The following is a 13,036-nucleotide window of genomic DNA, read 5'->3' on the forward strand; positions in this document are numbered from 1 at the left end:
GTTGGCACATGCGCCGCGACAGCCCTGCTTTGGCCGTTGCGGGGATGGTCATTGATAAAGAGGCGCTGTCCAACCGGCAAGCCGCCAGCCATGGCCGAACGGCTGGTGCGCGCTGGCTGCTCCCAAAAAACGAATCCTTGCGGTAAAAGCAGGCCGGTCAACCACAAGTCAGGCAGGTTTTGTTCCTTTGCAACGTCGCCTGCACGCAGTCTCGAAGAGTAGAAATGCCAGCACCGTCATCTCGAATCATCGGCGTTTCGCCATCCGGCAAGGACGGCTGGGAGGTTCACGCCAGCGCCATGGCCCGCCGCCACGCCGGCGAGGACATCATCGTCCTTTCCGTAGGGGACCATGACTTCCACACACCCGCCGACACGGTCGAAGCCTGTGTGAGAGCTGTTCGCGAAGGCCGCCATCATTATACGCATCTGGCCGGCATACCCCGGCTGCGCGCCGCCATGGCGCAATTGTCCACACGCAGTTCGGGACTGGAAACCCCGATAGAGCAGGTGATAGCCACACCCGGCGGACAGGCCGCCCTCTACGCAGCTGTCCAGGCGACGCTCGATCCGGGCAGCCACGCCATCGTCGTTGCTCCCTACTACGCCACCTATCCGGGCACATTCCGCGCCGCCGGCGCGGAATTCACCGTGGTCGAAGCGCGGGCCGCCGATGGCTTCCAGCCGGACGCCCGCGCCATCGAGGCCGCTGTTCGCCCCAATACCCGCGCCATCCTCATCAATACGCCGAACAACCCGACCGGAGCCGTCTACACGCGCGCGACGCTGGAAGGCATCGCGCAACTGTGCATACGCCACGATCTGTGGCTCCTGTCAGATGAGGTGTACTGGACGCTCGGCGCTTGCGAGCATCTGTCACCCCGAGCCCTCCCCGGCATGGCGGAACGCACCGTGGTCATCAACTCGATGTCCAAGAGCCATGGCATGACCGGCTGGCGCATCGGCTGGCTGACCGCGCCGGAATCGCTTGTCGGGCTGCTGACCAGCTTCAATCTGGTTTCCACCTACGGCTTGCCTGAATTTATCTCCCATGCAGCCGCCGAGGCCATGGAAAACGACTATGGCGTGGCCGAAATCGCCGCGCGCTACGCCGGCAGGCGCGCCATTTTCCTCGACGCCATAGGCGGCGCGGACCAGCTTCAGCTGCGCGGTTCCGATGGCGGCATGTATATCATGCTCGACATCACCGCTGTCGAGCCGGACGACGAGGCCTTCGCATGGGCGCTGCTCGAAAGCCGGAAAATCAGCGTCATGCCGGGTTCCAGCTTCGGCGAGGCAGCCGCCGGACATATCCGCATCAGCCTGTGCAAGCCGGAACCCGTATTGCGGGAAGCGGCGACCCGTCTGGTCCGCTTCGTGTCGGAATACAGAAGAAAGGCGGCCTGAGCCTGCGCAACGGCTTCGCATCGACAGACCTTATCGGAACCGATAGTGGTTGATGGACATCTGACACGGCGGACCGAGGAACCGGAATGGCGGCGCAAGCGCGGAAAATCTGGTGGGGCGACTTCAAGACGTCCGACTTTGCGAAGATCGATCCCGAACAGACGATCGCCGTGCTGCCGGTAGCCGCTGTCGAGCAGCACGGGCCGCATCTGCCGCTATCCACCGACGCCGACATCATGAACGGCATGCTGGCGACAGCTATCGCGCTTGTCCCGCACGATCTCGACCTGCGCATCCTGCCGGTTCAGGCCGTCGGCAAGTCGGACGAACACGTCTATGCGCCGGGAACGCTCACCCTCCCCGCCGTCAGCCTCATCGAAGGATGGACCGAACTCGGCGCTTCCGTTGCGCGCGCCGGCGTGCGCAAGCTTGTCGTCGTCACCTCGCATGGCGGCAATGAGGAGGTTATGGGTATCGCCACCCGCAGCCTGCGCGTTCGCTTCGGCATGATGGCGGTGCGCACGAGCTGGGAGCGGTTCGGGCGGCCGCAAGGCTTGTTCAGCGCGCATGAAGTACGGCGCGGCATTCATGGCGGCGATGTGGAAACCTCGCTGATGCTGCATTTCCGGCCCGAGCTTGTCGACCTCGGAAAAGCCGAGGATTTTGCGTCCAGCGCCGACAGGGCCGAGGAGGAATTCGCCTTGCTCAACGCCCAGAGCCCACACGGCTTCGCCTGGATCGCCAGCGACCTCAATCCGCATGGAGTGGTCGGCGACGCCGCCGCCGCCACCGCAGAAAAAGGCCGGCTGACCGCCGCGCATCAGGCTGCGGGATTCGTCACGCTGCTGAACGATTTGCGCAAGGCGAAGCTGACAGATTGGTTGAGTTAGAGCGGTTCTGGTTTTCGCGGAATCGGCAGCCCCCCCTCTATCTCTTTGTTTTAGCCGCATTTCCGAACGCAAAACCGCTTCATACTTTTGCTGGAAATGCTCTAACCAAACGGATCCAGCTCAAACGGCTCACCCTCGAACGCGTCGGCCCCTCGCCCGATATCCCTGATCGCCGCAACCATGCGCCCTTCACGGCCAAGCAGCGCATCGGCGACCGAAACCAGGCGCGGGTTGGGTGTAGCCGAGGGCGACAGCCAGCGCAGCGTGGCGGCAAGCTCCCCTTCATCGCGCTCGGGATTGAGAGCGGCCGCAACGATATAGGCGGCGGCGGTGGAGCGGCTGACGCCGGCATAGCAATGGATGACCATGGGCTTCGCCCGGTCCCACTCATACGCGAAACTCAGAAGGCGGCGCACATGGTCTTCGCCCGGCATCGTCATACCATCGCGCAGTTCGGCGATGTCGTTCATGCGCAGATACAGGTGATCCGGCTCCACCACCAAAGCCGGGCGCACCATGTCCATATCGGCCGAGAGCAGCGTTACAAGCCGTCCTGCGCCAGTTCGCGAAACGGTCTGTTCCAGCTTCGAAAGCGGGCAGACATGGATCATTGCACATCCTTCCATCCGGCCAGCGCCGCCTCCAGCCGCCGCCACTCCTCGTCATTTCCCGGCAGGCCGGCGCGCAGGGCATGGGGCCGATCCGTGAAATGGCGCAGCAATATGCCTTCCCGGCCGAGCGCGCGGAACAGCCTCCCGGCTTCGGCAAACTCCATATAGCGATAGAGCGACGCGCCACCCCGCACCTCGACACCGTGGCGGGCGAACAATCCGTCGAGGCGCGCCGCTTCGTCCTCCAGCCTCGCACGCATGGCCTGCCGCCAATTCACGTCGGAAAGCGCCCTGACGCCATATTCCAAAGCCGGACCGGACACCGCCCAGGGTCCGAACCCGGCACCAAGCCGCGCCGCCGTCACCTTGTCGGCAAGTGCGAAACCCAGCCGCACGCCGGCAAGACCGTAGAATTTGCCGAAGGAGCGCAGTACGACCAGTCCTCCGTGCCCCACATCGCGGCCAAGGCTCTCGTCTTGCGGCCCCACATCCATGAAAGCTTCGTCCACCACCAGCAACCCGCCCTTGGCTTTCATGTGGGCTGCGAGTTCCAGCAGGTCGTGGCGGAGCGCCACGCGCCCGTCGGGATTGTTCGGATTGACGACAATGGCGAGGTCCACCGCATGCAGCGCCTCGAAATCGGATGTCTCCTCCACCTCGTGACCGGCGATGCGGGCGGCGCGCGCGTGCTCGGCATAGGTGGGGCCAAGCACCAGCGCCCGGCCCGGCTTCGCCAGCGCACAGACGCGCGGCAGCAATATCTGCGTGCCCGGCGCGCTCGCCACATGCGCCGGCGACGGCGCGCCATAAGCAGCGGCGGCGACAGCCTTCAACTCATCCGCCCGCGCCTGTTCAGGCAGGCGGGTCAATGCGGTGGCGGGCAGGTCGAAAAGCGGATAGGAGTGCGGGTTGATCCCGGTCGAGAGATCTACGACGGGTTCCGGCGCATGAGGAAACAGCGCCCGGGCCCTGCCGAGGCTTCCGCCATGATCGACCGCCGCCAAAAACTCATCCGGAACGTCCATGTCGGTCCTGATCGCCTTCATCTCGCTGATTGTCGAACGTATCACCGGATATCCGGACTGGCTGTTCCGCGCCATCGGCCATCCGGTGACGTGGATCGGCAGGCTGATATCCTGTCTCGACCATATGCTCAACCACGCCTCCCGCTCCGACGCGACAAGGCGACTTTGCGGCGTGCTGGCGCTGGTGGTGATTATATCGGTTCCGGCAGCCATCGCATTCATTATCGAGGTCGCGGCTGGCCGCATCGTCTTCGGTTTTATCCTCACCGCGATCATTGCCTCCTCGTTGCTCTCGCAACGCAGCCTCGATGAGCACGTCGAGGCTGTTGCGGAAGCGCTGGAAACCGGTGGCCTCGACGCCGGCCGCAAGGCTGTTTCGATGATCGTCGGGCGCGATCCCGAACAGCTCGACGAGGCCGGCGTCTCCCGCGCCGCGATCGAGAGCCTCGCCGAGAATTTCTCCGACGGCATAGTCGCCCCCGCCCTGTGGCTCGGTGTGGGAGGGCTGGCCGGCGGCGTCGCCTACAAGGCCGTCAATACCGCCGATTCCATGATCGGCCATCGCACCCCGCGCCACGATGCCTTCGGCTGGGCCTCGGCGCGCTTCGACGATCTTGTCAATCTGCCCGCATCGCGGCTCAGCGGCCTCCTGATCGTGGCGGCCGCCTTCCCGATGAAGGACGCCGATCCGCACGCCGGCTGGCGAGCGATCTGGCGCGATGCGAAAAAGCACCGTTCACCCAATGCCGGCTGGCCGGAAGCGGCCATGGCCGGCGCGCTGGGGCTGGCCCTTGCCGGCCCGCGCGTCTATGGCGGTGTGATGGGTGATGACGCTTTTATCGGCGAAGGCGGCCGGCGCGAGATCAGAGCCGCAGACATCCGGCGCGCGCTGAAGCTCTACCGCATCGCCGACACGTTGCTCATCGGCCTGTTCGGTCTTGTCGCGGCGGTAATCTGGCTCATCTGATCAGGCGCGCCGGGCCTCGAAAGTGATGATGCCGTCACCCTTTTGCGGCTTTCGCCCATGCTGATAGTCGCCACAGGCGACCACATCGGTAAAGCCAGCCGCGCGCAACGCCATGCCGAACTCCACCACGCCCCACCAGCGCAGGCCAAACAGGTCAATCTCGCTGTCCACCAGCTTGCCAGCCCGCCAGTGCTCATAACGCAGGCTGGCCATGGTGGTTTGCGCCACATAATTTGTGTCGATCCGGTCGGCGGTCAGAGTAAGCAGATCCTCGCCCGCCTGCCATGTTCGCACCGAATGCGGCGCATCGAGAAAGCCATCGATCGTATCGAGATCGAGGATCAGCCGCCCGCCCGGAGCCAGATGGTCATGGAAGCGCTTCAGAACGACGAGCGCGGCTTCATGGTCGGTGATGAGCTGAATGGACCCGAGCGGTACGAGAATAGCTTCGAAGCGCTCGTTATAAGAGAAAGCCTCGAAGGTCTGCATGCTCAATTGCGCCGGCAGGGACCGGCTCGCGCAGGCCGCGCGGCAATAGGACAGCATCTCGTCGGAAACGTCGAAGCCTCGCACATCAAGACCAGCTTCCAGCAGCGGCACGAACAGACGCCCATTGCCGACAGCCGGCTCAAGAACCGGGCCGCTCACGCCCTTCAGCCGTTCCTGATAAAACTCGACATCACCGAAGGATCGTCCCACCGGCTTGTCCAGCTCGTATACCCAGGCGGCGAGCGTTGCATAACGATTGCGCACTAGAATTCTATTCCCTTCTGAGCCTTCACGCCCACCGCGAAATGGTGCTTGGTCGCGCCCATTTCGGTGACGAGATCAGCCGCCTCGACCATCGCCGGCCTGGCGTTGCGACCGGTCACGACCACATGCAGGCCTTCGCGCCGTCCCTTCAGCGCCGCCACCACCCTCTCAAGGTCGATGTAATCATAGCGCAGCGCAATGTTGAGTTCGTCCAGAACCACCAGGCTGATGGTCGGATCGGCCATCAGTTCCTGCGCCTTGGCCCATGCGGCCTGCGCCGCGGCGATGTCGCGTTCGAGATCCTGCGTTTCCCATGTGAAGCCTTCGCCCATGGTGTGCCAGGCGACCAGATCGCCGAAGCGGGAAAGCGCGTCCTGTTCGCCCGAATGCCACGCGCCCTTGATGAACTGGACGACGCCGACACGGCGGCCGTAACCCAGCATACGCAGCGCCAGCCCGAAGGCGGCAGTGCTCTTGCCCTTGCCCGGCCCGGTGTTGACGATCAACAGGCCTTTCTCCACCGTCTTGCCGGCCACCTCCGCATCCTGAACCGCCTTGCGCTTTTCCATCTTGGCGCGATGACGCTCGGCTTCCCTCACATCGATCTTGCGTTCGTCCGACATCTCACTTCACCTTCATCGGCAGGCCCGCCACCATGAAAAGAACCGTTTCGGCTATGGAAGCGACCTTCTGGTTCAACCGCCCCGCCTCGTCGCGAAAGCGGCGGGCCAGAGCGTTTTCCGGCACGATACCCTGCCCCACCTCGTTGGAAACCACGAACCACGGTCCGCGCGGATTGGCGAGAACTTCCGCGAGCCGCCCGCACTCGGCCTCCGCATCATGTGCGGCCAGCATATGGTTGGTGAGCCACAATGTCAGGCAGTCGACCAGCACAGGCTGCCCCGATGGCTGCGCCGCCAGCGCTCCCGCCAGATCGAGCGGCGCATCGAACGTCCGCCAGCCAGCGCCGCGTCGGCTGCGATGCTCGGCGATCCGCGCGCGCATCTCGTCGTCATAAGCCTCGGCTGTGGCGATATAGGTCCAGGGTGCTGGCAGCGCCGTCGCCAGTTCCTCGGCATGCCGGCTCTTGCCGGAGCGCGCGCCGCCGATGATGAATGTCAGGCCCTTCATGGCGATCACCCTTACATCGACTTCGGCACGTAACGCCAGCTTACCGCCGCGCAGCCCGCCATCAGCAGGCCAAGTGTGACGAAAACCGAGCCGAGCCCGAAGAAGGCCAGCACGATCGAATAGATCATCGGCGGTGTCAGTTCGGAGAAATCGAGATAGGTACGATAGACGGCCGCCATCTGCGAACGCTCGTAAGGATGTACCGAACGCATGAAGACGGTGGAGCCGAGCGCATCGATCGCGATGGTGAAAAGCGCCCCGCACAGAAGCAGCGCGCCGGTGACCAGCGGCGCGGTCGTGCTCACCCAGCCGGCCGCGAACAGGGCAAGGGCCATGGCGGAGAAGGCGAACGCGATGGTCACCCGAGCGCCGAAGCGCTTCCCCGCCCTGCCCCAGAAAATGGCGGTGAACAGCAAGGCGTTGCCAGCCGAAATCAGCAGACCGCCGGCGACCTCGCCCTCACCGGCGATGACCATAAACAGCGGTCCATAGACGAAGAACGTCGTCCAGTAGCAGGAACGGCCGAAGGCGATCACCCAGGCCAGCCGCAAGCGCGGCTGCGCGATGAAGCGGCCGATGCTGGTGACCGGATTGAGCGGGCGGCTCTTGCCGGCGACAATCATCTGGTTGTCGCTCAACCGGTAGTACCAGAACAGCGCCAGCAGGATGAGCGCAAACACGGCCACCGCGCCGTGAGCGGCATAGATGCCGTAATTGGTGTAAAGCAGGATGCCGAGCGTCGGCCCCCCCGTCCAGGCGAAGGTGGACCACGCCATGCGCAGCGATTCGGAACGGATGAACTCCGTCTTGCGGATATGATCCATGATGTAGAGGTTGAGCGTGATCGAAAGCGCGCTCGCCCCCATAACCCGGCACAGCATGCCAAGCGCCTGCCCGACCAAGGTGTCGGTAACGAAGAACAGCGACCCCACGGCCAGCAGGCATGCCCCGGCAGTGTAAACCCAGCGCCGTGCGAAACGCTGGATGAGCATCGGCATGAACAGCGTTGCCGAAAGGCCGATCAGCGACACCACGGTATAGAGCATCGAGACTGACTGTTCGCTGCGCAGGATGTCGTAGGCCTGAATGGGGATGACGCTGGAGATGGTCGCCCGCGCGAAGGATTCCATCGTGTAAAGCGACGCAAATGTGCGGGCCCCGGCCGGCCGAACCTGCCGCAGCCAGATGGGGTGCCGCACATGCGTTGCCATGAAATCCTCCCGCCGAATCTCCTCCGCCGGATTCGACGGTTGCCATTGTGTAGCCTTTATGACCCGCCCGGATGGCGGAAAACCGACCTGTGAGGGCGGAAACGCAAGATAGTCCAAAGGCTTTTCGGGTCTGGACCAACCCGGGAGTGGTCGAATGGCGCTGCTGCGACCAGGATGAGAGCGCCGGAGCACAGGACGTTCTGAGAAATGCAGTCCGCCGCTCCGGTTTGATCGTTAGCCGCATTGTTGCAACGTCAGACGATTCCGTCTGGCTGCAAAATGCTCTAGGAATCGACGAACGACCTTCCGGAGCTTCCATGCAACCATTCCCCTCCGCCAACAGGCTGCAACAACCCGCGCGCCGCATCGAGGCCATCGACGCGGCGCGCGGCATCGCACTGCTGGCGATGGTCAGCTATCATTTCACCTGGGATCTGGAGTTCTTCGGCTACGCGCCGCCCGGCCTCACCGCATTCGGCGGCTGGAAGATCTACGCGCGTGGCATCGCCACCAGCTTCCTGTTCCTAGTCGGGGTCAGCCTCATGCTCGCCCATGGCGACGGCGTTCGCTGGCGAGGCTTCGGCAAACGGCTTGCCATGATCGTGGCGGCCGCCACGGCCATCACCATAGCGACATGGTTCGCCACGCCCGGCTCCTTCATCTTCTTCGGCATCCTGCACCACATCGCGCTGGCCAGCGTGCTCGGCCTCGCCTTTCTGCGCTTTCCGGCATGGGCGCTGGCGCTGACAGCGATTCTGGTGGCCGCCGCGCCCCACTATGCGCGCCTGCCGGCATTCGATCACCCCGCGCTATGGTGGCTAGGCCTTTCAACCGTCAGCCCGCGCTCGAATGACTATGTGCCGCTGTTTCCCTGGTTCGCCGCCGTTCTCGCCGGAATGGTCGCTGTCCGCTTCGCACGTCATTTCGGTCTTTTGGCCCGGCTTGGTGGGGAACTGCCGCAGCGCACGGCGCGCCCGCTGGTGAAGATCGGGCAACACAGCCTCGCCTTCTACCTCGTCCACCAGCCGGTTCTGGTCGCCTGCGTGTGGCTTTTCGCACATATCTGGCCGGCGCCGGCTCAGGATCCACGCGCCGGCTTCCTGCAGGGCTGCGAATCCTACTGCCACGAATCCCGCGACCAGACCTTCTGTACCGCCTATTGCGCCTGCATGTTCGACGCCGTGCAAAACGAAGACATTCTCGACAAGGTGATGCGCGGTAAGCAGACTGCCGAACTGTCCAGCCGACTCGGCGAACTGGCGTCCACCTGCACTGTGGAAACAGACATGAGGCTGATGGGGGAAGAAAAATGAAAGAAGTTCCAGCCTGGCGGCGCATTCCGTGGCCGCCGCTGATCTATCTCGCGGCGATTGCAGCCAGCATAGTGCTTGAGCTGCTCATTCCCCTGCCTCGCATCACCGGTCCGTTCGGAAATGTGCTCTACGCCATAGGCTGGCTGCTGATCGTCGCATTCGTCGCCCTGTGGTTGACGTCCTTCCGGGCCATGCGGCGCGCGGGAACAACGCTCGATCCTTTCGGAGAGCCAAGCCATCTGCTCACGGAAGGCCCTTTCTCCATCACGCGCAACCCGATCTACCTCGCCAACACCCTTTTGATGTTCGGCGTCGGTTTCGTGTCGGGCAACTGGTGGTTCCTGCCTCTCGCCATCATGGCGGCGGTGCTCACGCAGAAGATCGCCATCGAGTTCGAGGAAAAAGTGCTGGCCGGGAAATTCGGCCGCAGATACCGGGACTATTCAAAGAAGGTGCGGCGCTGGGTCTGATATCCTTGTACCTATGGCCATGAGCGCCAACGGCGTCAAAACGCCAGGATCGTCGTGCCGCGAAACAGCGACTTTCAGGTGTTCACGCCAAGCTCGGCCATACGCTCCAGGCAGGCGTCCTCCGCCTGATCGAGTTCGGCGAGCGTATCCTCAAGGTCGCGGCGCTTCTGGCGCAGTTCCTCGCGCTTTTCCTCGATGCGCTTGACCATGAGCTGCAGCTGGCCGACCTCGCCCGGCGGCTCCTTGTACATCTTGATGATCTCGCGGATCTCGTTGATGGAGAAGCCCAGCCGCTTGCCGCGCAGAATCTGGCGAATGAGATGACGGTCGGACGGCCGGAACAGCCGCGTGCGTCCGCGCCGGACAGGCTGGACCAGGCCTTCGTCTTCGTAAAAGCGCAGGGTTCGAGTGGACACCCCGAATTCACGCGTCAGCTCGGTGATGGTGTAATATTCCCGCATCGTCATCCTGTAGCTGGCGCGGCGCCGGCGTGGACGAGCCGCACCGCGCTCTTTCTCATTCTTCCTGCTGCTTTATGCAACGACAGGTGTCCCGCCCAAAATTTCGCCAGACCACCTGCCGTAGCGGGCACATTTGCCACCCGCGGGTGCAATGGAACGTCAACTCTTCCGAAGCGTCGCAGACCTTCGGCTTGAACCAGCGTTCACGCCAGGTCCGAAACGGACTTTTCCCATACAGACTATCGCGGAACCGTGAATCCATCACAGTCGAGCAAGATTCGGAAATCTCGCACGGCACTTACGTAAAAGTCAATTACATCCATTAGCTGAAACCGAACCACCATGAAGCCAGCCCGAGAAACGCGAAAAATCCCACGACATCGGTGACGGCGGTGACGAAAACGGCCGAAGCCACTGCGGGATCGACACCGTAACGGTCGAGCACCAGAGGAATAAGAATGCCGGCCAGCGCCGCTACGAACATGTTGATGACCATGGCGCTTGCAATGATGCCGCCCAGATAGGGATCGGAGAACCATGTCGCGGCGACGGCGCCGATCAGCAAGGCGAATATGACGCCATTGATGAAGCCGACGCCCATCTCGCGGCGTATGACGCGCCACGCATTGTAGATGTCGATATCCTTGGTGGCAAGCGCGCGCACCGTCACCGTCATGGTTTGCGAGGCGGCGTTGCCGCCCATACCCGCCACGATCGGCATCAGCACCGCCAGCGCCACCACCCGCTCGATCGTGTGGTCGAAGAGTCCGATGACGGAAGCCGCGAGGAAAGCGGTGAACAGGTTGACCAGCAGCCACGGCACGCGCGAACGCGAGGCGGCCAATATGGTGTCGGACAGTTCCTCGTCGCCAACGCCGCCGAGACGCATGAGGTCTTCCTCCGCCTCCTGCTGGATTACGTCCACCACATCGTCGATGGTCAGCACGCCGACCAGCCGCTCATTCTCATCCACAACAGCCGCCGACAGAAGGTCATATTGCTCGAACTCGCGCGCCGCTTCCTCCTGATCCATCGTGGCTGGAATGGCGTGACGGGTCTCATGCATGATGTCTTCGACCTTAACCGTGCGCTTGGTGCGCAAGATCTGGTCGAGATGGACGGCTCCGAGCAGCTTGAAGGTGGGATCGATGACGAATATCTGGCTGAAGCTGTCCGGAAGGTCCTTGTCCTCCCGCATGTAATCGATGGTGTGCCCGACCGTCCAGAAGGGCGGCACAGCGACGAACTCGGTCTGCATGCGCCGGCCGGCGCTTTCCTCCGGATAGTCCAGCGAACGCCTCAGCCTGATCCGTTCGGTGAACGGAAGCTGCGCCAGAATTTCGTCCTGATCTTCCTGGTCGAGATCTTCCAGAATGTAGACGGCGTCGTCGGAATCGAGTTCCTGAACCGCCTGCGCGATCTGCTCGTTGGGCAGGTTCTCGACAATGTCGAGGCGGATCGCCTCATCAACCTCGGTCAGCGCCGAGAAATCGAAGTCCGCCCCCAGAAGCTCGACCAGCGACCGGCGCTGGTCCGGCTGCAAGGCCTCCAGCAGATCGCCGAGTTCCGATTCATGAAGGGATGCGACATCTCCTTTGAGCGTCAGCGTATCCCGATCAGCGATGGCCGCGCCGATATGGGCGAGAAATGACGCGCGAACGACGCCGTCGGCGTCATAAATGTCGCTATGCTCCACGTTTGCATGAGCGTCATCAGCAGCTTGTTCGTTTCCACTTTGCAAGACTGCCTCGCGCTGCTTTGAATTTGCGGATCGGCGTCTCCGTAGCGCAATTCCGACGGAATTAACAAGAGAGACGAAAGCGCCACAATATCATCCGCCCGGATGAAAATTAGCTGACATTCATAGAGATAGGGCAAAGTTGAGACAGGGAAACGGCAGCGTCACGAATCTGCAAAGCTGCGCCGCCATGTTGGAAACGATATCCGAAGCCATGCTCAGCCACGCAATAGACGCACTACGCCACATCAAGCGCCATGCGCAATCGCCCAAACACCCCCCTGCCCTCATCACAGGGATGAGAGGCCTGTTCATGATACGCGATAGGCTGTCCGAGCCGAATATGCGGGCGCATTCGTTGGAAATTCTGCCCAAGGGCGCAGAATTGAAAGCAAACAAAAGGACCGAAGCCACCCGGCGCCGCGACTCCCGGCAGGGCATGAAATCCAAAATAATATCAATATGATGCCCTTGAATGGTGCGGCCGAGAAGAATAGACCATCCGCCGAAAGCCGCAGATTTCCAATGGTTATGTGTCCTACGTCGCTGGAACTGACGCCATTGTAAAACAATCGGTTACAGTGCCTGTGTCCCACGCCCTCCACACATTTCGATCACTGTGGATATGGGCCATTTAGCCCTTCCGATGCCCGTTGCCGTCAAGCTTGACTGCACCTACCGTCAGATTCATGGATGACGAACCGATGCCCTTTCCCGAACATGATCCACGCATAAACGCCGTAGCCGCCAGCGACCTTGTGTCGGCATCCGTTCTCGCCTCCCTGATCGGCATGCTGGGCGCAAAAGGCCTCCTGTCCGACGAGGAAGTTCGGGAGGTTTACGAACAAGCTCTCTACCTCCTCGAAACTCAGCAAGGTGCCGACGAGGACATGGCGCCAATCTACGAGGTCGCCCGGAAGATCATCGAAGACCAACTACGACCCGATGATGGCGAATAGATTATCTGAGGTGGTCCCGGTTTCCGAGACAGGGGCATAAGGTGGATCGACCGATGAAAAGGACGATCCAGCATGAAGACACGCAGACGGTTCTCGGCCGA

At 62.5% G+C, this 13,036-nt stretch carries 14 protein-coding genes; 6 read left to right on the forward strand and 8 right to left on the reverse strand.

Going from position 1 to position 13,036, the window contains the following annotated elements; translation table 11 throughout:
- Nucleotides 1–224 precede the first annotated feature (224 nt).
- Together ABID44_RS02870 and ABID44_RS02875 are read left to right on the forward strand one after the other, a co-directional pair.
- Nucleotides 225–1,406, forward strand: a complete 1,182-nt coding sequence (locus ABID44_RS02870; protein ID WP_354150157.1) for a pyridoxal phosphate-dependent aminotransferase — start codon at nt 225–227, stop codon at nt 1,404–1,406.
- Between the two features lie 86 nt (nt 1,407–1,492).
- Complete coding sequence (locus ABID44_RS02875) at nt 1,493–2,296, forward strand: creatininase family protein (protein WP_354150158.1); 804 nt, start codon at nt 1,493–1,495, stop codon at nt 2,294–2,296.
- A gap of 101 nt (nt 2,297–2,397) precedes the next feature.
- Here the strand turns inward: ABID44_RS02875 and ABID44_RS02880 are convergent, their stop codons facing one another.
- Both ABID44_RS02880 and cobD read right to left on the reverse strand, forming a co-directional pair.
- Nucleotides 2,398–2,907, reverse strand: a complete 510-nt coding sequence (locus ABID44_RS02880; RefSeq protein WP_354150159.1) for a tyrosine phosphatase family protein — start codon at nt 2,905–2,907, stop codon at nt 2,398–2,400.
- Nucleotides 2,904–3,932: a threonine-phosphate decarboxylase CobD gene (gene cobD / locus ABID44_RS02885; protein ID WP_354150201.1), complete on the reverse strand. Its 1,029-nt coding sequence runs from the start codon at nt 3,930–3,932 to the stop codon at nt 2,904–2,906. Before cobD ends, ABID44_RS02880 begins: the two co-directional genes overlap by 4 nt.
- Here cobD and cbiB point away from each other — a divergent pair.
- Complete coding sequence (cbiB, locus tag ABID44_RS02890) at nt 3,931–4,899, forward strand: adenosylcobinamide-phosphate synthase CbiB (protein ID WP_354150160.1); 969 nt, start codon at nt 3,931–3,933, stop codon at nt 4,897–4,899. The two genes, cobD and cbiB, sit on opposite strands and share 2 nt — an antisense overlap.
- Here the strand turns inward: cbiB and ABID44_RS02895 are convergent, their stop codons facing one another.
- Genes ABID44_RS02895 through ABID44_RS02910 form a run of 4 tightly spaced genes read right to left on the reverse strand, consistent with a single transcriptional unit; the run spans nt 4,900 to nt 7,994 of the window.
- Nucleotides 4,900–5,652, reverse strand: a complete 753-nt coding sequence (locus ABID44_RS02895) for a class I SAM-dependent methyltransferase (RefSeq protein WP_354150161.1) — start codon at nt 5,650–5,652, stop codon at nt 4,900–4,902.
- Complete coding sequence (gene cobO, locus ABID44_RS02900; protein ID WP_354150162.1) at nt 5,652–6,275, reverse strand: cob(I)yrinic acid a,c-diamide adenosyltransferase; 624 nt, start codon at nt 6,273–6,275, stop codon at nt 5,652–5,654. The genes ABID44_RS02895 and cobO overlap by 1 nt, the downstream gene beginning before the upstream one ends.
- A gap of 1 nt (nt 6,276) precedes the next feature.
- On the reverse strand, nt 6,277–6,783 hold the full coding sequence (gene cobU / locus ABID44_RS02905) for a bifunctional adenosylcobinamide kinase/adenosylcobinamide-phosphate guanylyltransferase (protein WP_354150163.1): 507 nt from the start codon (nt 6,781–6,783) through the stop codon (nt 6,277–6,279).
- An 11-nt stretch (nt 6,784–6,794) separates the two neighbouring features.
- A complete protein-coding gene (locus ABID44_RS02910; protein WP_354150164.1) occupies nt 6,795–7,994 on the reverse strand; it encodes an MFS transporter in 1,200 nt (399 codons plus the stop codon).
- A gap of 317 nt (nt 7,995–8,311) precedes the next feature.
- Here ABID44_RS02910 and ABID44_RS02915 point away from each other — a divergent pair, with 317 nt between their 5' ends.
- Complete coding sequence (locus ABID44_RS02915) at nt 8,312–9,307, forward strand: heparan-alpha-glucosaminide N-acetyltransferase (RefSeq protein ID WP_354150165.1); 996 nt, start codon at nt 8,312–8,314, stop codon at nt 9,305–9,307.
- Nucleotides 9,304–9,777, forward strand: a complete 474-nt coding sequence (locus ABID44_RS02920; protein ID WP_354150166.1) for a methyltransferase family protein — start codon at nt 9,304–9,306, stop codon at nt 9,775–9,777. Before ABID44_RS02915 ends, ABID44_RS02920 begins: the two co-directional genes overlap by 4 nt.
- A 74-nt stretch (nt 9,778–9,851) precedes the next feature.
- Here ABID44_RS02920 and ABID44_RS02925 read toward each other — a convergent pair whose 3' ends face one another.
- Nucleotides 9,852–10,238 (reverse strand): MerR family transcriptional regulator, encoded by a 387-nt coding sequence (locus ABID44_RS02925; protein WP_354150167.1) that lies wholly within the window; start codon nt 10,236–10,238, stop codon nt 9,852–9,854.
- Between the two features lie 322 nt (nt 10,239–10,560).
- Nucleotides 10,561–11,979: a magnesium transporter gene (mgtE, locus tag ABID44_RS02930; protein ID WP_354150168.1), complete on the reverse strand. Its 1,419-nt coding sequence runs from the start codon at nt 11,977–11,979 to the stop codon at nt 10,561–10,563.
- A gap of 701 nt (nt 11,980–12,680) precedes the next feature.
- Here mgtE and ABID44_RS02935 point away from each other — a divergent pair.
- Nucleotides 12,681–12,935: a hypothetical protein gene (locus tag ABID44_RS02935; protein ID WP_354150169.1), complete on the forward strand. Its 255-nt coding sequence runs from the start codon at nt 12,681–12,683 to the stop codon at nt 12,933–12,935.
- Nucleotides 12,936–13,036: the final 101 nt, after the last annotated feature.

Source organism: Aquamicrobium ahrensii (assembly GCF_040545755.1).
In the GTDB taxonomy this organism is placed as follows: Bacteria; Pseudomonadota; Alphaproteobacteria; order Rhizobiales; family Rhizobiaceae; genus Mesorhizobium; species Mesorhizobium ahrensii.